This window comes from Mesorhizobium sp. USDA 4132 (genome assembly GCF_056279545.1).
The window spans coordinates 783,252-809,796 of sequence record NZ_JBWCCP010000002.1 but is presented as its reverse complement, the minus strand read 5'-3'; the positions used below and the strand labels follow the sequence as shown (position 1 = coordinate 809,796).

At 62.5% G+C, this 26,545-nt stretch carries 21 protein-coding genes and 1 pseudogene; 15 read left to right on the top strand and 7 right to left on the bottom strand.

Annotation, left to right across the window (positions count from 1 at the left end; all coding sequences use genetic code 11):
- Window positions 1-167: 167 nt before the first annotated feature.
- The 6 genes and pseudogenes from argE (at window position 168) to ACZ9IU_RS26480 (ending at window position 6,783) form a co-directional block, all read left to right on the top strand.
- Window positions 168-1,301, top strand: coding sequence for an acetylornithine deacetylase (gene argE / locus ACZ9IU_RS26505; RefSeq protein ID WP_040124974.1), 1,134 nt, complete (start codon window positions 168-170; stop codon window positions 1,299-1,301).
- Window positions 1,302-1,320: 19 nt separating this feature from the next.
- Window positions 1,321-2,244, top strand: a complete 924-nt coding sequence (locus ACZ9IU_RS26500; protein ID WP_040125819.1) for a 2-hydroxyacid dehydrogenase — start codon at window positions 1,321-1,323, stop codon at window positions 2,242-2,244.
- 24 nt (window positions 2,245-2,268) lie between these two features.
- Window positions 2,269-2,625: a cupin domain-containing protein gene (locus tag ACZ9IU_RS26495; RefSeq protein WP_040124975.1), complete on the top strand. Its 357-nt coding sequence runs from the start codon at window positions 2,269-2,271 to the stop codon at window positions 2,623-2,625.
- A gap of 160 nt (window positions 2,626-2,785) precedes the next feature.
- Window positions 2,786-4,250, top strand: a pseudogene (locus tag ACZ9IU_RS26490) (aldehyde dehydrogenase family protein).
- Between the two features lie 11 nt (window positions 4,251-4,261).
- A complete protein-coding gene (locus ACZ9IU_RS26485; RefSeq protein ID WP_040124979.1) occupies window positions 4,262-5,302 on the top strand; it encodes a tartrate dehydrogenase in 1,041 nt (346 codons plus the stop codon).
- Window positions 5,303-5,325: 23 nt separating this feature from the next.
- Window positions 5,326-6,783: an NAD-dependent succinate-semialdehyde dehydrogenase gene (locus ACZ9IU_RS26480; RefSeq protein WP_040124980.1), complete on the top strand. Its 1,458-nt coding sequence runs from the start codon at window positions 5,326-5,328 to the stop codon at window positions 6,781-6,783.
- A 91-nt stretch (window positions 6,784-6,874) separates the two neighbouring features.
- On the opposite strand, the gene ACZ9IU_RS26475 is transcribed toward ACZ9IU_RS26480, so the two are convergent.
- Both ACZ9IU_RS26475 and ACZ9IU_RS26470 read right to left on the bottom strand, forming a co-directional pair.
- Window positions 6,875-8,149, bottom strand: coding sequence for an NAD(P)/FAD-dependent oxidoreductase (locus ACZ9IU_RS26475; protein ID WP_040124982.1), 1,275 nt, complete (start codon window positions 8,147-8,149; stop codon window positions 6,875-6,877).
- A 15-nt stretch (window positions 8,150-8,164) separates the two neighbouring features.
- A complete protein-coding gene (locus tag ACZ9IU_RS26470) occupies window positions 8,165-8,833 on the bottom strand; it encodes a haloacid dehalogenase type II (RefSeq protein ID WP_040125820.1) in 669 nt (222 codons plus the stop codon).
- 326 nt (window positions 8,834-9,159) lie between these two features.
- Here ACZ9IU_RS26470 and ACZ9IU_RS26465 point away from each other — a divergent pair, with 326 nt between their 5' ends.
- The 7 genes from ACZ9IU_RS26465 (at window position 9,160) to ACZ9IU_RS26435 (ending at window position 17,603) form a co-directional block, all read left to right on the top strand.
- Window positions 9,160-9,996: a GNAT family N-acetyltransferase gene (locus ACZ9IU_RS26465; protein ID WP_040124984.1), complete on the top strand. Its 837-nt coding sequence runs from the start codon at window positions 9,160-9,162 to the stop codon at window positions 9,994-9,996.
- A 13-nt stretch (window positions 9,997-10,009) separates the two neighbouring features.
- Window positions 10,010-11,386 (top strand): aspartate aminotransferase family protein, encoded by a 1,377-nt coding sequence (locus tag ACZ9IU_RS26460; protein WP_040124986.1) that lies wholly within the window; start codon window positions 10,010-10,012, stop codon window positions 11,384-11,386.
- 229 nt (window positions 11,387-11,615) lie between these two features.
- Window positions 11,616-12,338, top strand: a complete 723-nt coding sequence (locus ACZ9IU_RS26455) for an HAD-IA family hydrolase (protein WP_437179077.1) — start codon at window positions 11,616-11,618, stop codon at window positions 12,336-12,338.
- A 78-nt stretch (window positions 12,339-12,416) separates the two neighbouring features.
- Window positions 12,417-14,027, top strand: coding sequence for an ABC transporter substrate-binding protein (locus ACZ9IU_RS26450; RefSeq protein ID WP_040124988.1), 1,611 nt, complete (start codon window positions 12,417-12,419; stop codon window positions 14,025-14,027).
- A 121-nt stretch (window positions 14,028-14,148) separates the two neighbouring features.
- On the top strand, window positions 14,149-15,099 hold the full coding sequence (locus tag ACZ9IU_RS26445) for an ABC transporter permease (RefSeq protein WP_040124989.1): 951 nt from the start codon (window positions 14,149-14,151) through the stop codon (window positions 15,097-15,099).
- On the top strand, window positions 15,096-15,944 hold the full coding sequence (locus tag ACZ9IU_RS26440) for an ABC transporter permease (RefSeq protein ID WP_080719357.1): 849 nt from the start codon (window positions 15,096-15,098) through the stop codon (window positions 15,942-15,944). Before ACZ9IU_RS26445 ends, ACZ9IU_RS26440 begins: the two co-directional genes overlap by 4 nt.
- Entirely contained in the window at window positions 15,945-17,603 is a 1,659-nt protein-coding gene (locus tag ACZ9IU_RS26435) for an ABC transporter ATP-binding protein (protein ID WP_040124994.1), read from the top strand.
- A gap of 58 nt (window positions 17,604-17,661) precedes the next feature.
- Here the strand turns inward: ACZ9IU_RS26435 and ACZ9IU_RS26430 are convergent, their stop codons facing one another.
- Window positions 17,662-18,138 carry an Lrp/AsnC family transcriptional regulator gene (locus tag ACZ9IU_RS26430; protein ID WP_040124996.1) on the bottom strand — a complete coding sequence of 159 codons (477 nt, stop codon included), beginning with the start codon at window positions 18,136-18,138 and terminating at the stop codon, window positions 17,662-17,664.
- A gap of 236 nt (window positions 18,139-18,374) precedes the next feature.
- Here ACZ9IU_RS26430 and ACZ9IU_RS26425 point away from each other — a divergent pair, with 236 nt between their 5' ends.
- Window positions 18,375-19,700, top strand: a complete 1,326-nt coding sequence (locus ACZ9IU_RS26425; protein ID WP_040124998.1) for an NAD(P)/FAD-dependent oxidoreductase — start codon at window positions 18,375-18,377, stop codon at window positions 19,698-19,700.
- Window positions 19,701-19,756: 56 nt separating this feature from the next.
- Window positions 19,757-20,662 (top strand): LysR family transcriptional regulator, encoded by a 906-nt coding sequence (locus ACZ9IU_RS26420; protein WP_040124999.1) that lies wholly within the window; start codon window positions 19,757-19,759, stop codon window positions 20,660-20,662.
- Window positions 20,663-20,679: 17 nt separating this feature from the next.
- Here ACZ9IU_RS26420 and ACZ9IU_RS26415 read toward each other — a convergent pair whose 3' ends face one another.
- The 4 genes from ACZ9IU_RS26415 to ACZ9IU_RS26400 are packed head-to-tail and all read right to left on the bottom strand — an operon-like array spanning window position 20,680 to window position 26,443.
- Window positions 20,680-22,047: an FAD/NAD(P)-dependent oxidoreductase gene (locus ACZ9IU_RS26415; RefSeq protein ID WP_040125822.1), complete on the bottom strand. Its 1,368-nt coding sequence runs from the start codon at window positions 22,045-22,047 to the stop codon at window positions 20,680-20,682.
- Window positions 22,044-22,367 (bottom strand): (2Fe-2S)-binding protein, encoded by a 324-nt coding sequence (locus ACZ9IU_RS26410; RefSeq protein ID WP_040125001.1) that lies wholly within the window; start codon window positions 22,365-22,367, stop codon window positions 22,044-22,046. The genes ACZ9IU_RS26415 and ACZ9IU_RS26410 overlap by 4 nt, the downstream gene beginning before the upstream one ends.
- Window positions 22,364-24,352 (bottom strand): hydantoinase B/oxoprolinase family protein, encoded by a 1,989-nt coding sequence (locus tag ACZ9IU_RS26405; RefSeq protein WP_040125003.1) that lies wholly within the window; start codon window positions 24,350-24,352, stop codon window positions 22,364-22,366. The genes ACZ9IU_RS26410 and ACZ9IU_RS26405 overlap by 4 nt, the downstream gene beginning before the upstream one ends.
- Before the next feature lie 6 nt (window positions 24,353-24,358).
- Window positions 24,359-26,443: a hydantoinase/oxoprolinase family protein gene (locus ACZ9IU_RS26400; protein ID WP_040125005.1), complete on the bottom strand. Its 2,085-nt coding sequence runs from the start codon at window positions 26,441-26,443 to the stop codon at window positions 24,359-24,361.
- Window positions 26,444-26,545 lie beyond the last annotated feature (102 nt).

Sequence of the window (26,545 nt, the reverse complement as noted above, 5' to 3'; positions counted from 1 at the left end):
CACTGCTGAAGCGAAGCCGAACACAAGATTTGACCGTATCGCGTCCACTTTCGGCAGCCATTGGTTTCTTCTGCCTCTAACCTTGCCTGCCAGGATTGGTTCGCATGCTCTGCAAAAGCAAGGTGTGGCGGCCATGAGGTCATGGCTTTGGAAGGCGGGAACAGTCGATGCGCGCTTTGGACATCCTGGAGAAGCTGGTCGGCTTTCCCTCGGTCGTCGGCACGCCCAACGGCAATATCGTCGGATGGATTGCCGACTATCTCAGATCCTTCGGGATCGCCGCGCATATCCTGCCGGGGCCTGAAGGTGACCGGGCCAATCTTTTTGCCACGATCGGTCCTGCCGACCAGCCGGGCTACATCCTGTCCGGACATATGGACGTGGTTCCGGCCACCGAGGCCGGCTGGGGCAGCGATCCCTTTTCGTTGAGGAACGAGAAAGGCCGGCTCTACGGACGCGGAACAAGCGATATGAAGGGGTTCTTGTCGGCCGCCCTGGCAGCCGTGCCCGCGCTTCTCGCAAGTCCGCTTTCCCGCCCGATCCATCTTGCCTTCTCCTACGACGAGGAAGCCGGTTGCCGGGGCGTGTCGCATCTTCTCGCACGGTTGCAGGACCTGTGTGCCCCGCCGCTAGGCGCGATCATCGGGGAGCCGAGCGGGATGCGCGCCATTCTGGCTCACAAGGGAAAGGCGGCAGCCCGGGTGACACTCAAGGGCCGTTCGGGCCACTCATCCCGGCCGGATCTCGGCCTCAACGCGATCCATGCCATGACGGACGTGCAGCAGGCTGCGGTTGCCGCCGCCGTCGATCTTTCCCGCGGACCGTTCGAGGCTGAATTCGAGCCACCCTATTCCTCTCTGTCGATCGGCACGATCAGCGGCGGTCAGGCGGTCAACATCATTCCCGAAATCTGCAGCCTTGAACTTGAGGCCCGCGCCATTTCTTCGGTAGATCCCGAAGTGCTGCTCGCTCCGGTGCGGTCGGTCGCCGAAGCCTTGGCAATGAAGGGCTTCGATGTCGACTGGCAGGTTCTCAGCACCTATCCGGCGCTGCTGCTGGCGCCAACCTCTCCCCTCGCCGGTCTTCTGCAAGATCTGACGGGGATCGAACCGCTGGCGGCGGTCAGCTACGGAACGGAGGCAGGTCTCTACCAGCGCGCCGGCGTAGATGCGATCATCTGCGGGCCCGGCGACATTGCCCGCGCCCATAAACCCAATGAATTCATTCTGGCGAGCGAACTCGACGACTGCCAGGCCATGATTGAAGCGCTTGGCCGGCATTGCCGCGCAGAACTCCAATGAGCAGGAACGTATCCGGACCATGACATTCCTCTTCAATTCCGATGCGGCCCGCGGCCGGATTTTCCAGGATGCCTTTGCTCGGGAAATCCCGGACCTGCCATTCTCCATGGATCCGGCGACGGTGGATCCCGAACGGGTGCGCTATCTCATCACCTGGACAGTGCCGGAAAACCTGGCGCGTTACCGCAATCTCGAAGTGCTGTTTTCGACCGGCGCCGGTATCGACCAGTTCCGAACCGCGAGCGTGCCCGACCACGTGAAGATCGTGCGCATGGTCGAACAAGGCATCGTGCGGATGATGCAGGAATATGTGGTCCTCGGCGTCCTGTCGCTCCACCGCAACCTGGCGGCCTACCTGGCACAGCAGCAGGCGGAGGTCTGGAAGGTCCTGCCGCAGGCTCAGGCCGGAGAGCGCCGGATCGGCGTCCTGGGGCTTGGCAATCTCGGCCAGGCCGTGCTTGAGCGGCTGAAACCCTTCGGCTTTCCCTTGTCCGGCTGGAGTCGGTCCGCGCGAGAGATTGAAGGTGTCAGGTGTTTCTCCGGCGAGGATGGACTGACGACCATGGTTGCCGAGACCGATGTGCTGATCTGCCTCCTGCCGCTGACCGACGAGACCCGCGGTTTTCTCGACGCGGAACTTTTCGCTAGGTTGCCGGCGGGCGCCGGACTGGTTCATGTCGGACGTGGTCCTCAGCTCGACCAGGACGCGCTTCTCGCTGCCCTCGACAGCGGGCACCTATCCGGCGCCGTGATCGACGTCACCGATCCGGAACCCCTGCCGCCCGGCCATCCCATCTGGCATCACCCACGCATCCTGCTGACCCCGCATATTGCCAGCATCACCCAGCCGCATACCGCCGCGCGCGCCGTCATCGACAATATCAAGCGGCTTCGCGCCGGGCTCGACCCGGTCGGCTTGATCGATCGGCAACGCGGTTACTGAATCTTCAACCTCGAAAGGAATCTCATGTCGCTTCTCAAGACCATCGAGCCTCAGCCGTCCTTTGCGCCGCGCGAAAACGTTCCTGCACCGGACCGGCTGATCTCCGGCGATCCGCAGTTCAAGACCTGGGCGCAGGACGTAGCCCATGGCGAACTGGTGCATACCGGCGTCTGGGAAGCGACCCCCGGCGTCACACATTCGATCAAGGGCCAGACCTTCGAATTCTGCCACATCCTGTCCGGCGTCGTCGAACTCACTCCCGAAGGCGGCCAGCCCGTTGTCTACAAGGCGGGCGACAGTTTCGTCATGAAGCCGGGTTTCGTCGGCGTCTGGAAGACCATCGAGACCGTTCGCAAGATCTACGTCACCGTCACCCCTTGATAGGTGCGGCCGCGGCACGGCAACCGCTTTCGGGCCGCTCCGCAGAATACGCCGTGATTGACCGCCAAAACGGATTTTTCCGCTGCGGCCCTTCGCTCTACCGGATCAAGCCGTTCCACCGATCCGGTAATATTGTCGTCCAGTGACCGGAGATAAGCCGATGAGCCTGAGTTTCGATCCCGACAACCTGGCCCTGCCGATGGGACATTTTATCGGCGATCGCCTCGTGGCGGCCGAAGGCGTCATTGCAATGCACCGACCCTCCGACGGCAAGGCTTATGCCGATTGCCCCGTCGCCGATGCCGATCTCGTCGACCAGGCTGTGCAGACGGCGAAGACGGCGCTGAAGCAAAGCAATTGGGGCGGCATTCGCCCGCGCGAGCGTGTGAAGGTGCTGCATCGCTGGGCCGATCTCATCGAACAGGACGCCGTGGCGCTTGCAAGGCTGGAAGCCGTCTCTTCCACCCGTCCGGTCGGCCACCTGGTCGAAGGTGACATCGCCGTATCGGCCGAGCAGATCCGCTTCTTCGCCGAATTCGCCGACAAGGAAGGCGGCGACCTGGTGCCGACCGACGATGGCAATCTCGGCATGATCATGACGGAACCCTATGGCGTCGTTGGCGCCATCACGCCCTGGAACTTCCCGATCAACATGGCCGCATGGAAAACTCGGTCCGGCGCTTGCCGCCGGCAATGCCGTCGTGCTGAAACCGTCCGAGATGACGCCGTTCTCGACAATCCGCCTAGCGGAGCTCGCCGTGCGTGCCGGCATACCGGCCGGGTTGATCAACATCGTGCTCGGCGACGGTATGACCACCGGCAACGCCATCACCGGCCATCCCGATATCGCCAAGATAAGCTTTACAGGCTCCACCCGCGCCGGCTCGGCGATCATGGAAAACATCGCCCGCACCGGCATCAAGCCGATGACGCTGGAACTCGGCGGCAAGAGCCCGCAGCTAGTTTTCGCGGATGCCGATATCGACCGTGCCGCGGCGGCGGTAACCACCAGCATCACCAGCAATGCCGGCCAGGCATGTGTCGCCGGATCGCGCCTGATCGTCGAAAAAAGCGTCGCTGCGCCGCTGATCGAGGCCATTTTGAAGAAAATGAAAGGGATCGTGCCCGGCCCGACCTGGGATGCGGCGAGCCAGTATTCGCCGATCATCTCCGACAGGCAGCGCCGGCGCATCGACGACATCATCGCGGTCTCCGTCGCAGCCGGGGCGGAATGCCTGACGGGTGGGCGGCCCATGGACGGGGCGGGATATTTCTACTCTCCGACCCTGATCACCGGCGTCGACCAGGCGTCGCCGGCAGTGATCGAGGAAATCTTCGGCCCCGTTCTGACACTGCAGACGTTCGAGGATGAGGAAGAAGCCATGATGCTTGCCGATCATCCGAGCTACGGGCTTGCCGCCGGCCTGTTTACCAGCGACCTCTCGCGGGCGATCCGCCTTACCCGCCGGCTGCAGGCAGGCACCATCTGGGTCAACCGCTACGGCCGCTCGCGCGACCATATCCTGCCGACCGGCGGTTACAAGCAGTCCGGCATCGGCAAGGATCTCGGCCGGGAAGCTTTCCACGCCAATCGCAAGAGCAAGAGCGTCTTGATCAGTCTTTGAGGACGAAGAACATGAAATCATACCGGATTGCCCTGATCCCCGGCGACGGCATCGGCCGCGACATGACAGCGGCCGCATGGTCGGTGCTGCAGAAGGCTGCCAACGGGCGCGGCTTTGCGCTTGAGGGCACGGAATTTCCCTGGTCCTGCGCCTTCTACAAGCAAACCGGCGCAATGATGCCGGCAGACGGGATCGAAACGTTGCGCAGCTTTAACGCGATCCTGCTTGGTGCCGTCGGCTGGCCGGCAGAAGTGCCGGATTCGGTGTCGCTGCATGGCCTGCTGCTGCCAATCCGCAAGAGTTTCGTGCAATATGCCAACATCCGCCCTCACCGCCTGCTGGCCGGTGTCGAAGGACCGCTGAAAACGACCGCCTTCGACATTCTCTGCATCCGCGAGAACACCGAGGGCGAATATTCCGGCGCAGGCGGCCGTATCCATCAGGGCACGGCGGATGAAGTTGCCGTCGAGACGTCGATCTTTACCCGCAAGGGCGTTGAGCGCATCCTGCGTTTTGCCTTCGAACAGGCCCGATCGCGGCGCGGCAAGCTGGCCTCGGTGACCAAGTCGAACGCCCAGAAATATTCGATGGTGTTCTGGGACGACGTCACCCGGCAGCTTTCAGCGGAATATCCTGACGTCGAGGTCACCAGCTATCACATCGACGCCATGGCGGCGCGCATGGTGATGGCCCCGGAAACGCTCGACGTCGTGGTCGCTTCCAACCTGTTCGGCGATATCCTGACCGATCTCGGTGCTGCCATTCAGGGCGGCCTCGGTTTTGCCGCCTCGGCCAATATCAACCCCGAGCGCAATGCGCCTTCGATGTTCGAACCGGTGCATGGCTCGGCGCCCGACATCGCCCATCTCGGGATCGCCAACCCGATCGCCACGGTCTGGTCCGGCGCAATGATGCTCGATCATCTGGGCGAAAAGGATGCGGCGATCGCCGTCATGACGGCGATCGAAGCGGTCACGGAAAGCGGGATCGGCACGGTTCCCGGCAAGGACCGGACGGACATCATCACTGCGGCACTGCTCGCCGCACTCTGAACATCGTATCGAGGATTGGACATATGCGGAATTTGAAACTCCCCTCCCTGTTTCGGCAAGAAGGTCTGATCGGCGGCACCTGGGTTGGTGCCCGCTCCGGCAAGACCGTCGACGTCTTCGATCCGGCGAGCCAAGAGGTAATCGGCACCGTTCCCGACATGGGAGGCGACGAGACGCGCGCGGCGATCGAGGCTGCCGAGAAGGCCTATCCGGCCTGGAAGAAGCGTACCCATGCAGAGCGCGCCGCCTTGCTTGAAACCTGGTACGGCCTGATGATCGAACATCTCGAAGATCTGGCGCTGATGCTGACCACCGAACAGGGCAAACCGCTCGACGAGGCGCGTGGCGAAATCCGTTACGGCGCCTCCTTCGTCAAGTGGTTTGCGGAAGAGGCGCGCCGCATCGGCGGCCAGACCATTCCCTCGCCGACGTCCGATCGCCGCATCATCGTCCTGAAGGAGCCGGTCGGCGTCTGCGGCATCATCACGCCCTGGAATTTTCCGAACGCGATGATCACCCGCAAGATCGCGCCGGCGCTCGCAGCCGGTTGTACCGTCGTGGTGAAACCTTCGGAATTCACCCCTTATTCGGCACTTGCGCTCGGGGTTCTCGCGGAAATGGCCGGCATTCCGGCAGGCGTCGTCAACATCGTTACCGGCATGCCGAAGGAAATCGGCAACGAGATCATGGCCAACACGACCGTGCGGAAAATCTCGTTTACCGGCTCCACGCCGGTCGGTTCGCTGCTGATGCGCGGCGCGGCCGACAGCATCAAGCGGCTGTCGCTCGAACTGGGCGGGAATGCTCCCTTCATCGTCTTCGACGATGCGGATATCGACCTTGCCATCGAAGGGGCAATCATTTCGAAATTCCGCAATGGCGGCCAGACCTGCGTCTGCGCCAACCGCATTCTCGTGCAGGCGGGCATCTACGATAGCTTCGCCGAAAAGCTCACCGCCCGGGTGAATGCCATGAAGGTCGGCCCCGGAACCGAGCCAGGCGTTTCGATCGGCCCAATGATCAACGATGCCGCAATCGCCAAGATCAACCGCCATGTCGAGGATGCGCTCGCCAAAGGCGCGACGATCGCCACGGCCAAGGCCGATCTGCCGGCCGGTGGCCAATACACGGCTCCGATCGTGCTGACCGGAGCCACCACCGATATGCAGCTTGCTAGCGAAGAGACGTTTGGCCCGATCGCGCCGCTCTTCCGCTTCGAGACCGAGGAGGAAGCGATTGCCATTGCCAATGGCACGCCCTTCGGGCTCGCCGCCTATTTCTATACGGAAAGCCTCAAGCGGGCTTGGCGGGTCGGCGAGGCGCTGGAATTCGGGATGGTCGGGCTGAATACCGGCCTGATTTCGACCGAGGTCGCCCCGTTCGGCGGCGTCAAGCAGTCGGGCCTGGGGCGCGAGGGTTCGCAGCTCGGGATCGAGGAATATCTGGAAGTGAAGGCCTTCCATATCGGCGGGCTCAACTGAGCCCGTTTCCGCGCCCGGAACGCTTATCCAAAAAAGGTGGGGTTGCGATCGCAACCCCACCTTTCTTGTTCTCGACAATGGCAAGGTTCCGTTACTGGACCTTGTCGAGCATCTTGTAATAAAGCCCGACCAGCGGCAGGAACCACGGCTTGCCGAAATGACCCGGAACTGCCGGCCAGTCGAGCCCCGTGACGGGGTTTCTGTCAGGCCGGCCGAGGATTGCATCGGCGACCGTCATGCCGAGATGGGTTGCCAGCTGCGCACCGTGGCCGGAATAACCCATCGCGTACCACACCCCGTCATGGAAGCCCGCCCGCGGGTAACGATCCTTGGTGATGTCCACCAGACCGCCCCAGCAATAGTCGATCTCGACATGGGACAGCTGCGGAAAGATACGGGTCAGGCTATCGCGAAGAATTGCGCCGCTCCTGGCATCGGAACGCTGGTCGGAGGTCGCCGAAAATCGAGCGCGGCCGCCGAAGATCAGCCGGTTGTCCGGCGACAGGCGCCAGTAGTTGCCGATATTCATGCTGCTGACGCAGGTGCGGTTGCCCGGCATCGTCGAGGCGACTTCCTGCTCCGTCAGCGGCCGTGTGGCGATGATGAAGCTGCCGACGGCCATGATCCGCCGGCGGAAATAACCGAAATTCGGCGTCGTGTAAGCGCCGCTTGCCATCAGGACATTGTCGGCGGTAACCGAGCCTTTGGCCGTCGTCAGCAGATGTCGCCCGCCCGATTTCGAGATATCGGTGACCGTCGCCTTCTCGACGATGATGGCACCGTGCCTTTTTGCCGCCTCAGCGAGGCCGACGACGTAGCGTCCCATATGCATCATGGCGCTCTTCTTCGACAGCATGGCGCCGTGGAAAGCTGAACCGATCTCTTGGGCGAGGTCTTGCGGCGACAGCAATGCCGTATCCGGATCGACCTCCGCGTGAACCGCCTCGAAATTCCTGGCGAGCCCTTCGAAATGCTGCGGCTTGGAAGCAAGCTTCAGTTTGCCGGCGCGGCGGAAGTTGCAGTCGATGCCTTCCTCGGCGATGATTGCTTCCAAGGTGTCGATCGAGCTGTCGAGCGCCTTGTAAAGTGCAATCGCCCGCTCCTTGCCGAGCTCCTGCTTGGCCGAAAGGTAGCTGTGGGCAAGGCCGTTGTTCAGGTGGCCACCGTTACGGCCGGACGCTCCGAAACCGACCGTCACCGCCTCCAGCACGATAACCTTCGCGCCGGCCATGGCGAGCTGACGCGCCGCGCCGAGCCCGGTAAAGCCGCCACCGACCACGGCAACGTCGTAGTGACCTTCGATCGGCCCTTCCACGGCGTCCGTAAAACGGGGCGCCGTATCATGCCAGTAGGAGACATATTTCATTGGCTTCGGCCTTCCTTAGAGACCGACCACGCCCGGCAGGCCGGAAATGTCGGAGATTTCCACATAGCCATAGAAGGGGTTGGCCGGCTCGTGACCACGGTTGACCCAGACCTTGTTCTTGATGCCGAGGTCATGCGCCGACATCAGGTCGTAACGGAAGGACGACGAGCAATGAAGAATGTCCTCCGGGCCGCAGCCGAGCATATCGAACATGTATTCGAAGGCCTGAAAGCGCGGTTTGTAGGCATTTGCTTGTTCCGCCGTGTAAACGGCGTGGAACGGCGCGCCGAGCTTTGCGACGTTTGAGTGGATCTGGTCGTTCATCGCGTTCGAGAGGATGACGAGCGGGATTTCTCTGGCGACCTTGGCAAGACCGGCAGGAACATCCGCATGGGGACCCCATGTCGGCACGCGCTCATAGACCATCCTGGCGTCTTCATCCTTGAAAGCGACGCCGTTCGCCTTGCAGCTGCGCTCCAGCGCGTTGTGGACGACGTCTGCATAGGGTTTCCAGTCGCCCAGGATCTCGTCCAACCGATAGGCTGCGAAATTCTTGATGAACTTCACCATGCGCGGCTCGTCGAGACGATCACCATAGAGGTCACGCGCAGCTTCGGCCATCTGGAAGTTGGTCAGCGTGCCGTAGCAGTCGAAGGTGATGTATTTCGGGCGGAACGTCGTCATGCGCTTGGTCCTTGCGTAATGGCCCATCGAGCCTTTCGGTTGACGACATGATCATAAAGCCGCTTCGGGCAGCCGAGCCGACTGATTTCCCCCTATCCGAAGCAGAAAGTTTCGTATCGTGGCGCCGGTTTGGCATTTGGTTGCAGATCGTGGCCGGCGTGGCGGCCGACGACCAGGCTTTTTTCGACCCTGATTGCGGACGCGCGGCATAAGATGCGGTCCCGAGCCGCCGGTTTGGCGAAAGATACCGCCGCCGGCCCCGCCTTCGGATAATCGTCCGGCCCCTTCCCCTCGAAACTCGAAGCTCAAAACGGAGAGCATCGTCCATGCCCGTCGGGGACATCGAAACCATACCTTTCGGCATCGAGCACCTGGATCGCGCCATCCACCTTTCGCGCGAAGCCGGCTGGCCGCACCGCCTGCAGGACTGGCAGGTCGCCCTGCATCTGAGCGAGGGCATGGTCGCGTTGGACGAGACCGGCGAAGTAGTCGGCACGGCATTGATGACCCCCTACGGCGATGACTGCGCCACCATCAACATGGTAATCGTCGGCGCCAACCTGCGTGGCCGTGGCGTCGGACGACGCTTGATGGACGCCGTCCTCAGACTTGGTGGCGAGCGACCGCTTCGGCTGATCGCCACCTCCGATGGCTTGCCGCTTTATGAAAAGCTGGGTTTCCGGAAGACCGGCGCGGTTTTCCAGCATCAGGGCACCGTCGGCGAAGTGCCGGCGCCCACCGACACCGAGACCGCCATGGCTGCCGATCTCGCCGAGATTACCGCCATCGATCGCGACGCCTTTGGCGTCGCCCGTTCGGCGCTGATCGCAAAATTTGCCGAAATCGGCGAGTTCGCCGTGATCCGCCGCAATGGCAAGATCGCAGGGTTTGCCTGCATCAGGGCGTTCGGTCGCGGCGAGGTCATCGGACCCGTCGTCGCGACGGATCTCGAGGATGCCAAGGCGCTCGTCAGCCATTTCATGAGCCGCCGGACCGGTGCCTTCCTCAGGGTCGATACCGGCGATGCCGGCCTCGCCGCGTGGCTGGCCGAGCATTCGCTCGCCCATGCGGGCGGCGGCATCGCAATGGCACGCCCGGTCGTTGCCCGTCCCGCTACCTCGACATTCACCACCTTTGCCCTGGCCAACCAAGCCCTCGGCTGATCCGGAGACAACCATGCTCAGCAATTCCCTCATCGAACTCGATCGCGCCCATCTCGTCCACCCCGTCGCGTCTTATCGCGGCCATGAAAAGCAGGGCGTGCGGGTGCTCGCCTCGGGCAAGGGCGCGACCGTCACCGACGCGCAAGGGCACCAGTTGATAGACGGTTTTGCCGGTCTCTGGTGCGTCAATGCCGGTTACGGACATGAGTCGATCGTCGAGGCTGCCGCCCGTCAGATGCGGGAGCTTCCCTACGCGACCGCCTATTTCGGCCTTGGTTCCGAGCCGGCCATCCGGCTTGCCGCCGAGCTTGCCGACCGTGCGCCGGGTGATCTCGATCATGTCTATTTCACGCTCGGCGGCTCGGACGCCGTCGACAGCACGATCCGCTTCATCCGTTATTACTGGATTGCCAGGGGTCAGCCACAGCGCGATCAGTTCATCTCGATCGAGCAGGGTTATCATGGCTCCTCCACGGTCGGCGCCGGCCTGACGGCGCTGCCGAACTTCCATGCGGGCTTCGGCATTCCCTTCGACTGGCAGCACAAGATTCCGTCGCCTTATCCCTATCGTAACCCGGTTGGCGAGGACCCGAAATCGATCATCGACGCGTCGCTTGCTGCGCTGAGAGCGAAGATCGAGGCGGTCGGCGCCGATCGCGTGGCGGCCTTCTATGCAGAGCCGATCCAGGGCTCCGGCGGCGTCATCGTTCCGCCCAGGGGCTGGATGAAGGCGATCCGCAACCTCTGCAAGGAATACGGCATCCTGTTCGTCGCCGACGAGGTGATTACCGGCTTCGGGCGCACCGGACCGCTGTTTGCCTGCAGCGAGGATGACATCGTCCCCGATTTCATGACGACGGCCAAGGGCCTGACCTCGGGTTATGTTCCGATGGGCGCCGTTTTCATGGCGGATCATGTCTACCAGGTGATCGCCGATGGCGCCGGTGCCTCGGCGGTCGGGCATGGTTACACTTATTCGGCCCACCCCGTCAGCGCCGCCGTGGGTCTGGAAGTGCTGAGGCTCTACGAAGGCGGGCTGCTCGAAAACGGCATCAAAGCCGGTGCGCGGCTTATGGCAGGTCTCGAAAGCCTCAAGTCCCACCCGCTGGTCGGCGATGTCCGGGGTCGCGGCATGCTGGCGGCCATCGAGCTGGTTACCGATAAGGCAGCCAAAACGCCGCTTCCGGCCGAAGCCGCGCCGGCCCGCCGGGTATTCGACCGCGCCTGGGACAATGGCCTGGTAATCCGGGCCTTCGCCAACGGCGTCATCGGATATGCGCCGCCGCTCTGCTGCACGGAGGCGGATATCGACGCGATTATCGAACGCACCGCAAAGACACTGGATCAGACCCTGGAAGATCCCGATGTCCGCCGCGCGGTGAAGGGCTGACCCGGCCTTGGGGCTGCCGGCTGAAATATCGTCGGCAGCTCGATTTCGAAATTTTGTGCCGAGCTGCCCTGCCGATTCGGCGAAAACCGTTCCACCGAACTGTCACTATTGCAGTCAATGAGGGCCTCAGGCCCCCGAAAATCCAGCATTTTCGATAGAAGAACGTCTAGGCCGGGAACAGCATATTCTTTCGCAGGTGGCGTTTATGCCAGCAGCATCAACTGGGGATATGGAATTGACGAAAGCTTTTCCGGAATTCAAGTACATGACCTTCGACGTAGTCGGCACGCTCATCGATTTCGAGAGCGGTCTGACGTCCTGCCTGCAGGACATCGCCGCCGAAGCCAATGTCGCCATCGACAGCGAAGAGGCGCTTTCTCTCTATCGCGCCGCCCGATATTCCGCAGATGCCGATCTTTTCCCCGATGATTTGGTGCGCGTCTATCTTGCGATTGCGCCGAGGCTCGGACTGCCGGCTGAGGAGGCCTATGGCATTCGCCTGCGGGATTCCGCCAAGATCTGGAAGGCTTTCCCCGACAGTGCCGCGGCGATGGCAGAACTTGGCAGGCACTATCGCCTGATCGCCATGACCAATGCGCGCCGCTGGGCTTTCGACTATTTCGCAGCAGCGCTCGGCAATCCATTTTATGCCGCGTTCACCGCCGACGACACCGGTACCGAAAAGCCCGATCCGGCCTTCTTCCACAAGGTCTTCGACTTCGTTGCCAAGGATGGCGCCGACAAGAGTGACGTCCTGCATGTCGCCCAGAGCCAGTATCACGACATTGGTGTTTCCCGCGATCTCGGCATGACGAACTGTTGGATCCAGCGCCGACATGCGCAGCCCGGCTACGGCGGCACGATCGAGCCGTCGCAGTTCACCGAACCCGACTATCATTTCACGTCCATGGCCGGATTGGCCGAAGCCGTGAGGACCGCGCACGGCAACTGACGGAATTCACGATTTTTCAAGCATCGGGCCAAACCACGGAAGATGGGTTGCCCGCCAACCAGCGAAAAGGGGAATGACATGAACGACAAGATCACGAACTGGACCACGTCCGACGACGCAATGATCGAGAACGCCATCCGCCGGGGCGCAAGCCGCCGCGAACTGCTGACGATGCTGTTGGCGGGTGGCGTCGCACTTTCCGCAGGTGGCTTGACCCTCGGCCGGGCTTCCAGCGCGGTGGCGGCCACCCCGAAGTCAGGCGGGCATTTGAAGGCGGCAGGCTGGTCGTCGTCGACTGCCGATACACTTGACCCAGCCAAGGCATCGTTGTCGACCGACTATGTCCGCTGCTGCGCAATCTACAATCGCCTGACCTTCCTTGATAAGGCTGGCAGCGTTCAGATGGAACTCGCCGAAAGCATCAAGAGTGGAGACGCCAAGGTCTGGACCGTCAAGCTTCGCTCCGGCGTCACCTTCCACGACGGCAAGTCGCTGTCGTCGAAAGACGTCGTCTTCTCGCTGAAGCGGCATCTCGATCCTGCCGTCGGCTCCAAGGTCAACGCGATCGCCAAGCAGATCACCGACGTCAAGGACGTCGATCCGCTGACGGTCGAGATTACCCTGGCCAACCCGAATGCCGACCTGCCGACCATCCTGTCGCAGCACCATTTCATGATCGTGCAGGACGGCACGACCGATTTTTCGAAGGGCATCGGTACCGGCGCGTTCAAGATGGAAACCTTCCAGCCGGGCGTCAAATCGATCTTCACCAAGAACCCAAACTATTTCAAGGCAGGCGGCGCCCACGTCGATTCGTTCGAGTTCTTCGCCATCAGCGATGACAATGCACGCGTCAATGCTCTGCTTTCGGGAGACATCCATCTGGCTGCCTCGATCAAGCCACGCTCGATGAAGCTGGTGGAAAGCCAGCCCGGCTTCGTGCTGTCGCAGACGACCTCGGGCAATTATACCGACCTCAACATCCGTCTCGATCTCGCCCCCGGCGACAAGGCCGATTTCGCGGCCGGCATGAAATATCTGATCAACCGGCAGCAGATTCAGAAATCCGTTTTGCGCGGCCTCGCCGAAATCGCAAACGACCAGCCCGTCTCCCCGGCCAGCGTCTATCATAATGCGGAACTGAAACCGAAAGCCTACGATCCGGACAAGGCGAAGTTCCATTTCCAGAAGGCCGGCCTGCTCGGCCAGTCCATCCCGATGATCACGTCGGAAGCGCCGACCTCGGCGGTGGAAATGGCGACGATCGTCCAGCAATCGGGCTCGGAGATTGGCATGAAGTTCGACGTTCAGCGCGTTCCGTCCGACGGCTACTGGTCGAACTATTGGCTGAAGGCACCGGTTCACTTCGGCAACATCAATCCGCGGCCAACCCCGGACATCCTGTTTTCGCTTCTTTACGCCTCCAACGCACCGTGGAATGAAAGCCAGTACAAGTCGGAAAAATTCGATAATATGCTCATCGAGGCGCGCGGTCTTCTCGACGAGGCCAAGCGCAAGGAAATCTACGGCCAGATGCAGGTGATGATTTCCGAGGAAGCCGGTACGGTCATCCCGGTCTACATTTCGAACGTGGATGCGATCTCGGGGAAATTGAAGGGCCTTGAAGCCAACCCGCTCGGCGGCATGATGGGTTACGCCTTTGCCGAATACGTCTGGCTCGACGCCTGAGGCTTGACCCTTGGCGGCAGGGGAAGCTTCTTCTGCCGCCGTGGTTGCGCCTGATAGCGCTGTCCTGGTTCGTCCATGGATGGTGCCGGCTATCTCGAATTTTTCAGGCAAGGAAACCCTATTGCGCACCTATGTCCTTGGACTCATCACGAACCGGCTCGGCAGTTCCGCCCTGACGCTGCTGATCGTGTCCTTCGCGGTCTTTTTCGCAACGGCAATGCTTCCGGGCGATACCGCCACGATCCTGCTCGGTCAGGCCGCGACGCCGGAAGCCGTTGCCGGCCTCAGGGCTGCAATGCATCTCGACGAACCTGCCTTCCTCCGTTTCGGGCGATGGCTCATCGGCCTGCTGCAGGGAGATCTGGGGACATCCTATGTCAATAATTTACCAGTCGCACAGCTGATCGGGGCGCGGTTCGTCAACACGATGCGGCTTGCCGGCATCGTCACTCTTTTTGCGGTTCCCCTGTCGCTGACCCTTGGCATCACCGCCGCGATGTTTCGCGGCTCGGTCTACGACCGCATCGTCACAATCCTGACGATCGGCATCATCTCAGTGCCCGAGTTCATGATCGCGACCTCGGCCGTGCTCCTGTTCTCCGTCTATCTCAAATGGTTGCCGGCGCTTTCTTTCGCCAGCGATGTCACGTCCTTCTGGCAGGTGCTGAGGATCTACGCCATGCCGGTCATCACGCTCACCTTCGTCGTCTCGGCCCAGATGATCCGCATGACCCGCGCTGCCGTCATCGATACGATCAACACGCCCTATGTGGAGGCCGCGATCCTCAAAGGGGCGTCACGCTGGCGTGCAGTCCTGCTACACGCGCTACCGAACGCGGTCGGCCCGATCGCCAATGCGATTGCGCTTTCGCTCTCCTACCTGGTCGGCGGCGTCATCATCGTCGAGACGATCTTCAACTATCCCGGCGTCGCGAAGCTGATGGTTGATGGCGTTTCCACCCGGGATCTCCCGCTGATCCAATCCTGCGCCATCATTTTCTGCGTCGGCTACCTCGCACTCATCACATTCGCCGACATTGTTGCAATCCTTGCCAATCCGAGGGTGCGCTGACCATGACCACGTCCACGACACTGGGCCGCAGAGTGAGTTATCGTTTCAGCTGGGTTGGGATGATCGGCTTTACGATCATTCTCTTCTGGGCGGTCATCGCCCTTCTCGCGCCCCATATCATTCCGTATCCCGTTGGCGAGATCATCGACGACGACTATTTCGGCCCGATCGGCAGCAAACTGCTTCTCGGCTCCGACTATCTGGGCCGGGACATGTTCTCGCGCATCATCATGGGCGCCCGCTACACGGTCGGCATCTCGCTTGCCGCCGTCTGCCTCGCGTGTTTCAGCGGTGCGGCACTCGGCATGGCGGCTGCCGTTATCGGTGGCTGGTTCGATACGCTGCTGAGCCGGTTGCTCGACGCGCTCAACTCAATTCCGAGCAAGCTTTCCGGTCTGGTCGTCGCTGCCGCTGTCGGGTCTTCGCTTCCCGTGCTGATCATCATGCTCGCGGTGATCTACACCCCCGGCGCCTACCGGTTTGCGCGGTCGCTTGCCGTAAACGTCAATACGATGGATTACATCACGGTTGCCCGGACCCGTGGCGAGGGCATTCCTTATGTCGTCTTTTCGGAAATCTTGCCGAACATCACGGGACCGCTGCTTGCCGATTTCGGCATCCGCTTCGTGTTCATCGTCCTCCTTCTCTCCGGGCTTTCCTTCCTCGGTCTCGGCGTCCAGCCACCTTATGCGGATTGGGGAGCGCTGGTTCACGAAAATATCGGCGGCCTGCCATTCGGAGCGCCGGCCGTCATCGTTCCCTCGCTGGCGATTGCGAGCCTCACCATCAGCGTCAACCTGCTGATCGACAATCTGCCCAAGAAGATTCGCGATCGGAGTGCGTGAATGGAAAATCTCGTTGAAATCCGCGATCTGAAGGTAGAGGCGACGACCGATGCGGGCCGCCGCATCGAGATTATCAAAGGCGTCGACCTCGATGTCGCGCCCGGAGAAATCGTCGCCCTGATCGGAGAAAGCGGATCAGGCAAGACGACGATCGCGCTGACGATCATGGGCTATGCCCGTCCCGGCTGTCGGATATCGAGCGGCAGCATCACGGTGGCCGGCAAGGACATGATGACGCTGAGCGAACGTCAGCGCGCACATGTGCGTGGCCTTGAGGTCTCCTATGTGCCGCAGTCTGCCGCGGCCGCATTCAACCCGTCGAAGCGCATCATCGACCAAGTTGTCGAAGTCACGCGTATCCATCGGCTGATGCCGCTCGCGCAGGCCAAAGCGAAGGCTATTTCGCTGTTTCGGGCGCTTTCGCTGCCCAATCCCGAGGAAATCGGCAACCGTTACCCGCATCAGGTTTCCGGTGGCCAGTTGCAGCGGCTTGCCGCCGCGATGGCGCTTATCGCCGATCCGAAGCTCGTCATATTCGACGAGCCGACCACCGCGCTCGACGTGACGACCCAGATCGAAGTATTGCGCGCCTTCAAGGCCGTGATGAAGAGAAGCGGCATCGCCGGCGTCTATGTATCCCACGATCTCGCGGTCGTCGCACAGATTGCCGACCGCATCGTCGTGCTGCGGGGCGGTGATGTGCAGGAAGTCGGCAGCACCGCCGATATCCTGTCCGATGCTAAGCATCCCTATACGCGCGAGCTGCTTTCAGCCTTTGAACCGAAGTCTCGCGGCGAAAGCGTCGTTGTCGCAGCGACGGATCACGCGCCGCTCCTGAAGGTCAACGGCCTGATTGCCGGGTATGGCCCGCTCCAAGCCGACGGTCTGCCGCTCGTCAAGGCCGTGCAAGAGGCAAGCCTTTCCCTGGAACGCGGCCGCAATCTCGGCATCATCGGTGAATCCGGCTGCGGGAAGTCGACGCTTGCACGCTCGATTGCCGGTATCCTGCCCGCATCGGCCGGCCAACTGACCCTCGACGGGCGCGAACTTGCCCGCTCCGTCGGTCAGAGAAGCCGGGAGCAATTGCGCGAGCTGCAGATCGTCTTCCAGCATGCGGACACCTCGCTCAATCCGGCAAAGACGGTCGAGGAAATTCTCGGGCGGCCGCTGAAATTCTACCACGGCATGAAAGGAAAGGTGCGGGACGCCCGGATCGACGCGCTTCTCGACATGGTCCGCCTGCCGAAAACGCTTCGCAGCCGAACCCCCGCCGAGCTTTCGGGCGGTCAGAAACAGCGCGTCAATTTTGCCCGGGCGCTCGCCGCCGAGCCGAAACTGATCGTCTGCGACGAGATCACCTCCGCCCTCGACACCGTCGTTGCTGCGGCTGTCATCGATCTCCTGAAGGAAATGCAGCGGGAGCTTTCCCTCTCTTACATCTTCATCAGCCACGATCTGTCGGTTGTCGAAGCGATCTGCGACGAGATCGTCGTGATGTATAACGGCCGCAAGGTCGAGGCAATCACGCCTGCAATCTCAAGGATCCCGCAGCACCCCTATTCGAAACTGCTGTTCTCGTCCGTGCCGAAGCTCGATCCAGGCTGGCTCGATGGCCTGGAGCGTGATCCCGAGCTCGTTAAAACCTATGTGCACGGCTGAGGCGGCAATTGCCGTCTCATTTCCGCGGACAATAATTATTGGCTGGGAGCATGTACGGCTATACCAGAAACAGGCTGGTAAGCGGCATATGCGCTTTGACGATCGGCGACTTCAGGACAACGAAGCTGAAATATTTGTCGATGCCGATATCCATATCGGTCAGCCGTTCCATGATCGTCTGATATTCGCCGATACCGGCGGTGACGAACTTGAGCATATAGTCGTATCCCCCCGACACCAGGTGGCATTCGATCACCTGGTCGACTTTCTCCACGGCTGCGAGAAACCGCGCGAAGTCGATCTGGCGATGGTTTTTGAGCGTGACCTCGGTGAAGACCGTCAGGGTCTGGCCAAGCTTGCCGATATTGATCTGGGCCGAATAGCCCTGGATATAACCTTCCTGCTGAAGCTTCTTGACGCGCATCAGGCAAGGGCTGGGTGAAAGATTGACCAGTTCGGCAAGCTCGACATTGGTGATGCGGCCGTTCTTCTGCAGCTCATAGAGGATCTTGATGTCGATACGATCAAGCTTCACGTGTGGACATCTCCCAAGGCCAGCAGCATTTTATGCCGCGAAAGTTCGAGATCGACTTTAACACTATGGCTTCTCTTGTCTATTTCATTCTGCGCAGGGACGGCCAGCACAATAAATCGCATTATCGGTTAAGGGCGGAATCTTGTGCTGTTCGAAGGCTGTGTGCGGTAACCTCGGCGCGGACCGCGCCATTATGCTGAGGCATCGATCCGGTTGCGCCCAGGAGATTGAATATCATGCCAGCACCGCTCACGCTCGTCGAAACCGATGCCGGATTGCCGCGTTCCGCCGACGCTGTCGTGATCGGTGCCGGTATCGTCGGCGTCTTCACGGCTTATTATCTCGCCAGACGCGGCCTGAAGGTGGCGCTCATCGAAAAGGGGCGGATCGGCGCCGAGCAATCGAGCCGCAATTGGGGCTGGTGCCGGCAGCAGAACCGCGATGCGCGCGAACTTCCGATGGCGACCAAAAGCCTCGACCTGTGGGAACGTTTTGCCGCCGAGACCGGCGAGGAGACCGGCTTCCGGCGCTGCGGTCTCCTCTATCTCAGCGACGACGAAGAAGAACTGGCAGGCTGGGCCCGCTGGCGGGATTTCGCCCGCACGGTGGGCGTCACCACCCACATGCTCGACAGTGCCGAGGCAACCGAGCGCGGCAAGGCGACGCGACGCAGCTGGAAAGGCGGCGTGTACTCGCCGACGGACGGGACCGCCGACCCCGCCAACGCGGCCCCAGCAGTCGCCCGCGCCATCGTAAAACTGGGCGGGACAGTGCTCCAGAATTGCGCGGCGCGCGGCATCGAGATGGAAGGCGGCAAGCTTTCGGCTGTCGTAACCGAACACGGCACGATCCGAACCAAGGTCGCCATCCTGGCTGGCGGCGCCTGGGCGTCGTCCTTCTGCCGCCAGCTCGGCATTCGTTTCCCGCAAGCCTCGATCCGCTCCTCCATTCTCTCCGTCGGTCCCGGTGAGGGAAACCTGCCGGACGCGCTCCATACCGCCCGCGTCTCGGTGACCCGCCGGGGTGACGGCGGCCACACGCTCGCCATCAGCGGACGCGGTCGGATCGACCCGACGGCCCAGAACACGCGTTTCGCGGCGCAGTTCCTGCCGATGTTCATGCGCCGCTGGCGCAGCCTGTCGCCCGGCGGCCTCGAAGGTCTGCGCAGCGGCCATGAAAGCCTGGCCCGCTGGCGGCTGGACCGACCGACGCCGATGGAGCATATGCGCATCCTCGATCCGGCCGTCGACGCGAGCACGATCAAGCTGACATATGAGCGCGCCGTCGAACTGCTGCCGGCGATCGGCGGGCGCCGCATCACTGCGAGTTGGGCCGGTTATATCGATTCGACCCCGGACGGAGTTCCGGCGATCGGCGAAGTCGCGAGCGTTCCGGGTTTCATCCTGGCTGCGGGGTTCAGCGGCCACGGTTTTGGTATCGGACCCGGCGCCGGCCACCTGATCGCTGATATCGTCACCGCCGCCACCCCGATCGTCGATCCGCTACCCTATCATCCCAAACGTTTTCAAACCTCCGCCTGGGGCAAGGTGGCGGATTTCTGATCTTGGGGCCTATGGACTAGAGTGAAACCCGCGAACCAAAGGACACGGTGACCCGGATGCAGGCACGCCAGCTCGAGGTATTCTGCATGCTCATGCGGACCGGGACGGTGACCGGTGCTGCGGCGATGCTCAACATATCGCAGCCGGCACTCAGCCAGATCCTGCTGCATGCCGAGGACCAGCTGGGCTTCAAGCTTTTCAACCGGCTCCGCGGAAAGCTGGTTCCGACCCGGGAAGCCGAGGAGCTTTATCCGGAATGCGAGCGGATTTTTTCCGAGCTCAGCGCCCTTCGCCGACGCACCACGGACATGCGTTTCGGCCGCACCGGGCTGATCCGGATCGCCGCGTCAGCACCGCCGGCGATGTCGATCGTACCCAAGGCGCTTCTGTCGTTCCGTGCGGCCCATCCTGATATCGTCGTGCGCTCGCTGATCGCCCCGCTGGTCAACGTCGTCGACATGATCCGCGACGGGGACGCGCCGCTCGGAATCGTGATGAACAACACGGCCCGTCCGGGTATCGACGTGGAGACACTCGGGCACACGCAACTTGTCTGCATCGTCCCTGAGCACCATCGGCTGACCAAACTGGATCGGATCGGTTTTGCTGACCTACAGAACGAGACTTTGATCTCCTACCGGGCCGGCACACTGCCGGGCCGGCTTCTGATCAGCGCCGCGGCCGCGGAAAAGCAAATATTCAACCCGGCGATCGAGATCGATATCTCGATTACCGCCCTGCCCTTCGTTCGCGACGGCTTTGGTGTCGCAATCGTCGATCGGCTCCTGCCATGGCAGCAGTTTCCGGGGCTTGTCCTTCGGCCGCTGCAGCAGAAGATTTCCGTGCCGATCGCCTTGCTCACCAGCCGAGACCGCCCGTTGACGGGAAGCCATCTCGCCATGCGCGACGATCTGCGCGAAGCCTGTGCCAGCGTCCTGAAGGCAAGCGGCCTGGAATCGTAAACCTCTAGCCAAACCGATCACGCATCGCGAACCCAGAGGCCGATCGGCAGCGGCCTGGCCGGCGCCTGTTCGCGGAGCCGTCCCGCGTCGCAAACCTTGATGCCGGCCTTTTCGGCGATCAGCTCGGCACCGGCGAGCTGACAGTAACGCCCCTGGCAGCGGCCCATTCCGACGCGCGCCAGCGATTTGACCCGGTTGGCTTCGCCCCCGCCGTAAACGACGCTCTCGCGCAACTGGCCTGCCGTCACCCCTTCGCAGCGGCAGACGATGGTATCGTCCGGAACGGCGCGGACCATTTCGCCCGGCCAGGGAAAGGCGCGGGCAATGGCGCGGCCAAAACGTTCGTAGCGGCGCAATCGGCGCAGATCCGACGTTGCGTCCGCCGAAGGAAGACCCATATCGGCAAGGCAGGCGGTCGCGGCAAGCCGACCGGCTACCTCCGCCGCGTCGGCGCCGAGAATTCTCAGACCATCACCGGCGAGATAAAGCCCCTCGGCCGCCCTGCCCATCCGGTCGGTCCGCGGCAGCCATTGCGACCAGCTTTCGTCGTAGTCGAACATGCAGCCTGCCAGGCCCGCGAGCTGCGTTTCGGCGCGCAGATGCCAGCCGAGGCCGACCATGTCGCAAGCCGTCACATGCGACCGGCCGCGAGCATCCCGCCAACCCAGGCCGGCGGGGCCGCGTTCGTCGGTTTCGATCCGGTCCAAGGTCACGCCGGCATGATAAAGCCGACCGAGCTTTGCCCGCATCAGCAGGCCACGCAGGACAAGGACCGGCCTTGCCAGCATGCCCGGAAGACCTGCTGCCTGGTCGCTGATCGAGGAGGTGTCGAGGATCGCGGCGATTTTGGCGCCGGTTTTCAGCAACTGGGTCGCGACGAGTGTCAGCAGCGGTCCCGAACCGGCAAGAACGATCCGGCTGCCGAGGGCGACGCCCTGCGCCTTCAGGGCGATCTGTGCCGCCCCCAAGCTGTAGACACCTGGTGCCTGCCAGCCGGGGATCGGCGCCAGGCGATCCATGGCGCCGGTGGCAAGGATCAGGCGGTCGTAGGTGAAATCCTTGCGGCCGGCGGGCGTCAGCGCCTGCAGGAAATTGTCGGCGATCGTCATGACCGAACTTTGCGGATGATAGTCGATCTGCCCGGCGGCAACCATGCGGTCGAACACCGTATGAATTGCCACGGCCTTGCGGGCTTCCGATCCGTAGAGCTGTTCCGGCGGTCGCGCGAAACCGTGTGGCGGGCGTCGATAGATCTGGCCACCCGCTTTGATGCCCTCGTCAATGACTATCGGTTTGACCCCGGCCTGCACCAGACGCTCTGCGGCGCGGATACCGGCCGGGCCGGCGCCGACGATCACCACCTTTTCAGCGCCCGGTGCCGTCATGGCCATGTTTCCGGCGGCACGGTCCGCAATTGCATGCCCTCGGCGACCATTGTCGAACAGGCCCGCAGCCGGCAGCCGTCCTCCTGCCATATCCAGCAATCCTGGCAGGCTCCCATCAGACAGAAGCCCGCCCGTTTCTCCCGGCCGAATTCCGACTGCCGCACGGCAGGTCCGCAGACCAGGACGGCGGTGAGCACCGTGTCGCCGGCCAGTGCCTGGCAATCGGCGCCATCCAGCCGGAACCGAACCTGCGGCCTGCCCTTTTCGGCAAGGCGCACAATTCGGCCCCCGAGAGCGGCAGGCGGCAATCCGGATGTCATTCGGCAGCCTCTTTCCGCGCCTCGGCGGGGCTTGGCATGTTCGTGAAGCGAGCGCGCACATCCGCGAACGCGGCGGCCACGCCTTCGGCTCCGACCCGCCCCTTCATCCGACGGAAGATCTCCGTCTTGGTGAAGAAGCGCCAATGGATGGGAAGGCCCTGCAGCAGGTCGGTCAGCAGGTCGTAGGCCTCCGGCGTCCATTGCGCCTCGTAACCTTCGCGCTCGGGGCCATAGTGAAAGTGTCCGGTCGGCGCGGTCCGAGCGGCTCTCACCTTTTCGGTTTCAGTCTCGTCCACCATGCCGTCGCGGATGACGACGCCGTAATCACGTTCGGCAGCCTCGGAGGAAACGTAGCCGCGTGCGACGTCCCGCGCCACGCGCCAGGTCTCGCGCTCGACAGGGTTGCCGCGCCCGCCTCCGCCGGCTGAGCGGATCTCCAGGACGTCGCCTGGCTGCAGAACCGCGGTATCGATATTGCCGAGCCGCTGGAAGTCGTCACGCCCCGGGTTCAGCACCATGTCGGACAGACCGGCGGCCCTGCCGCCCAGTGTGCCCCAGGGGCGGAAGAAGCTGCGGTCGCGGTTCCGGGCGGTGATACGGCTGCCAGGCGAGAAAACCCGGAAGGCCATTTCGGTCGCCAGCCCACCGCGCCAGCGTCCGGCTCCGCCACTGTCCTTTGCCAGGCCATATTTGACGAACTCGATCGGCACTTCCGTCTCGGTGATCTCGATCGGGGTATTCTTGAGATAGGCGGCATCAGCGCCGGAGCCGTTGGTGCCATCGCGGTGGGGCATGCCGCCGCCGCCGCCGACCACCGGATTGACGGCGGCGATCACGGTGCGGCCGTTCCGTTCGTCGGTCGTCATGACATTGACGATGCAATTGTTGCCTGCCGGTGCTGCCGGCAGCTTTTCAGGCACGGCCTGGCAGAAGGCGCCGAATATGACGGAGCGCAGCCGCGCGCAGGTCAGCGAGCGCATGCCGACGGCAGCCGGCGCGATCGGATTGAGCACGCTGCCCTTTGGCGTGATGCAGGTGAACGGTCTCGTCAGGCCGGTATTGAGGAGGATCTTCGGGTTCAACGTGTAAAGTACGTAATAGACACCGACCAGAAGCATCGTATGGCGCGGGTCGCCGCCCGAGGGGACATTGAGCGAAGAGCCGAGCTGCGGATCGGAACCGGTGAAATCGAGGATCGCCTCGTCGCCGCGGATCGTCAGCGTCAGCTTCAGGCGGCACGGGTTGGCTTCGACCGAATCCTCGTCGGCATAATCGACGAATTCCCAGGTTCCGTCCGGCATCGCGCGCAGAAGATCGCGCGCCTGCGCTTCGGCGTGGTCGAGCAGGACCTCGGTACCTTCGAGAAAGGCTTGCTTGCCGAATTTCTCGACCATGGCGAGGATCTTGCGTTCGCCCGTGTTGAGCGCCCCGACCAGGGCTTTCATGTCGCCGATATTGAGATCGGGCTTGCGGACATTGGTGGTCATGATCTTGAGGATGTCTTCGTCGAAGACACCTTCGTTGACCAGTTTCATCGGCGGGAAGCGGATGCCCTCCTGATGGATTTCCGTCAACGCTCGCGACAGGGAGGCCGGCACCGCGCCACCCATGTCGGTATTGTGGATGTGACCGCCGGTCCAGGCGATGATCTCGCCATCGCAGAAGACCGGTTTCCACAGATGGGTGTCCGGCGCGTGCGTCGCCACGAAGCAGGAATAGGGATCATTGGTGAATGCCACGTCGCCGGGCTTGTAGTCGTCGATCATCGCGATCGCGCGGCTATAGGTGAGACCCGGATACCAGGTCGCGCCCAATCCCATCGGCACGCCGAACGTCTCGCCTCTGCGATTGACCAGCATGACCGTGAAGTCTTCCGTCTCCTTGACGAAGGCGGAATGCGCGGTCCGCTGCAGCGTATAAGCCATGTTTTCGGCAGCAGCGCGGGTGTGATTGGCAAACACCTGAAGGTTCAAGGGATCGAACATGGGCCATTACTCCGAAAAGGTGAGATGCAGGTTCAAGTGACGATCGACCTCGACATGTGTGCCGCTCGGGATTGCAAAGGTCGTATCTTCCTGGGCAACGACCGCCGGGCCGGCGAAGCGGCTGCCGGGACGCAGGCGATCACGCCGATAGAGGCCGATCCACTCGAAGCTCTTGCCAGTAAAGACCGGGATCTCGCGCTCGGGGTTCACCGCCCCACCGTCCTCTTGGGCATTGACGGGGATTTCCAGTGCCGGGCCGGCCCCGATTGCCGAGAGACGCAGGTTGACGATCTCGATCGCTCCGTCCGGATCATGGAAGTCGTAGAGCCGGGCATGCATGGCATGAAAGGCTTTCTCGATCGAACCGAGCTTGCCCTCGGCGATCCAGACTGGCTGGATCGGCACTTCGATCTCGAAGCTTTGGCCGACATAACGCATGTCGGCGGAGACATTGAGCGTCGCGGCGCCGGCATGCCCCTGCTTGGCGAGCCAGTTGCGCCCCTCGACGGCAAGCGCGTCCAGCGCCTCGCGCATTTGTGGTGCCGCCTCGTCGGAGAGATGGGTAAACACCGTGCGGATGAAGTCGCCGCGCAGATCTGCGACCAGGCCCCCGAGCGCCGAGACAACACCCGGACGCGGTGCGCCGATCACCTTCGCCATGCGAAATTCGCGGGCGAGGAACGCGCCGAGCATCGGGCCGCCGCCGCCGAACGGCATCAGCGTGAATTCCCTGAGATCGACGCCGGCGCGTGATGCGAGTTTCTCAACCTCCACGAACATTTCCGAGATGGCGACGTCGAGGATGGCCTGGGCGGCCTCCTCCGCGGTCCGGCCGATCTTTTCCGCCAGCCGCGTGACGGCCGCGCGGGCAAGCCCGACGTCGATCTGTAGCTGCCCGTAGGCCATCTGGCTGTGACCGAGCCAGCCGCAGACGGCCATGGCATCGGTCACGGTCGTCTGTTCTCCGCCGCGTCCGTAGCAGGCTGGTCCAGGTGTCGAGCCGGCTGATTCCGGCCCGACCCGCAACACGCCCTGTGCGTCGACGCTGGCGATAGAACCGCCGCCGATGCCGATCGAGCTGACCGAGACGGACGGGATATGCAGCGGGAACTCGCCGACCAGCTCGCCGGTGCCGAATTGCGGTTCGCCGTCGATGATCAGGGCAAAGTCGGCCGAGGTGCCGCCGATATCGAGGGTAAGGATATGCTTTTCGCCGGCACGACGGGCGAGCCAGGCAGCGCCTATGACACCGGAGGCCGTGCCGGACAACAGCATCTGCACGCACGACCGCTTGCCTTCGTCGGCATTCATCACGCCACCGTTCGACTTGGTCAGCAGCGCCGGCGTCGTGACGCCACGCGACAACAGCTTTTCCTCGAGTGCGGTCAGATAACCGGAGACACGCGGATGGACGTAACCGTTGAGGATAGCGGTGGTGGTTCGCTCGTATTCACGGATGACCGGCCAGACTTCGCAGGACGTGAAGACGAAGAGCTCCGGGGCGAGCCGGGCGATTTCCCGGCTGACCGCTGCTTCATGGGCGTCGTTGCGCCAAGAATGCAGGAAGGAGACGATGATGCCGGCGGCGCCATTGGCCTTCGCCTTGCTCACCGCTGCCGCAACCGCCTCCAGATTCGGCGTCTCGATCTCGCTGCCATCCGCCCGCAAGCGAGCGGGGATGCCGAAGATCATGTCGCGGGCGATGAGCTGGTCCGGCCGGGAGCAGAACAGCGAATAGACGTCCGGCATCCGCAACCGCGCCAGCTCGATGACGTCTTCGAAGCCGGCATTGGTCATCAGCGCCAGCGACACGCCGCGACGCTGGATCACGGTGTTGATGCCGACGGTCGTTCCATGGACAAAACGGCTGACGGCTGCCGGTTCGAGCCCTTCCCGTTCGGCCAAAAGCGACAGTCCCGTCATCAGTTCCGCACCCGGATCGTCCGGTGTCGTCAGAACCTTGAGCGAGGCAACCCGGCCCGATCGCGTTTCCAGCGCACAGAAATCGATGAAGGTCCCGCCGATGTCGACGCCGATCTTCCAGTCCTGCTGATCGTGGGAGCCTTTGCCTGGCGCGGCCGCACTGTCCATGTCGTTAAGTCCTTTCCTGCTGCTTGTCATGAAGCTGGCACGAATGGGCAAAGCCGGTCCAAGAGCGAAAAAGCCGCTGCCCATAAGTGCCGCTTATGCCTC

Bases quoted from the DNA above. Each gene is read 5' to 3' on its own strand.
- argE (WP_040124974.1), top strand. From the start codon at position 168: ATGCGCGCTTTGGACATCCTGGAGAAGCTGGTCGGCTTTCCCTCGGTC.
- ACZ9IU_RS26500 (WP_040125819.1), top strand. From the start codon at position 1,321: ATGACATTCCTCTTCAATTCCGATGCGGCCCGCGGCCGGATTTTCCAG.
- ACZ9IU_RS26495 (WP_040124975.1), top strand. From the start codon at position 2,269: ATGTCGCTTCTCAAGACCATCGAGCCTCAGCCGTCCTTTGCGCCGCGC.
- ACZ9IU_RS26485 (WP_040124979.1), top strand. From the start codon at position 4,262: ATGAAATCATACCGGATTGCCCTGATCCCCGGCGACGGCATCGGCCGC.
- ACZ9IU_RS26480 (WP_040124980.1), top strand. From the start codon at position 5,326: ATGCGGAATTTGAAACTCCCCTCCCTGTTTCGGCAAGAAGGTCTGATC.
- ACZ9IU_RS26475 (WP_040124982.1), bottom strand. From the start codon at position 8,149: ATGAAATATGTCTCCTACTGGCATGATACGGCGCCCCGTTTTACGGAC.
- ACZ9IU_RS26470 (WP_040125820.1), bottom strand. From the start codon at position 8,833: ATGACGACGTTCCGCCCGAAATACATCACCTTCGACTGCTACGGCACG.
- ACZ9IU_RS26465 (WP_040124984.1), top strand. From the start codon at position 9,160: ATGCCCGTCGGGGACATCGAAACCATACCTTTCGGCATCGAGCACCTG.
- ACZ9IU_RS26460 (WP_040124986.1), top strand. From the start codon at position 10,010: ATGCTCAGCAATTCCCTCATCGAACTCGATCGCGCCCATCTCGTCCAC.
- ACZ9IU_RS26455 (WP_437179077.1), top strand. From the start codon at position 11,616: ATGGAATTGACGAAAGCTTTTCCGGAATTCAAGTACATGACCTTCGAC.
- ACZ9IU_RS26450 (WP_040124988.1), top strand. From the start codon at position 12,417: ATGAACGACAAGATCACGAACTGGACCACGTCCGACGACGCAATGATC.
- ACZ9IU_RS26435 (WP_040124994.1), top strand. From the start codon at position 15,945: ATGGAAAATCTCGTTGAAATCCGCGATCTGAAGGTAGAGGCGACGACC.
- ACZ9IU_RS26425 (WP_040124998.1), top strand. From the start codon at position 18,375: ATGCCAGCACCGCTCACGCTCGTCGAAACCGATGCCGGATTGCCGCGT.
- ACZ9IU_RS26420 (WP_040124999.1), top strand. From the start codon at position 19,757: ATGCAGGCACGCCAGCTCGAGGTATTCTGCATGCTCATGCGGACCGGG.
- ACZ9IU_RS26415 (WP_040125822.1), bottom strand. From the start codon at position 22,047: ATGACGGCACCGGGCGCTGAAAAGGTGGTGATCGTCGGCGCCGGCCCG.
- ACZ9IU_RS26410 (WP_040125001.1), bottom strand. From the start codon at position 22,367: ATGACATCCGGATTGCCGCCTGCCGCTCTCGGGGGCCGAATTGTGCGC.
- ACZ9IU_RS26405 (WP_040125003.1), bottom strand. From the start codon at position 24,352: ATGTTCGATCCCTTGAACCTTCAGGTGTTTGCCAATCACACCCGCGCT.
- ACZ9IU_RS26400 (WP_040125005.1), bottom strand. From the start codon at position 26,443: ATGGACAGTGCGGCCGCGCCAGGCAAAGGCTCCCACGATCAGCAGGAC.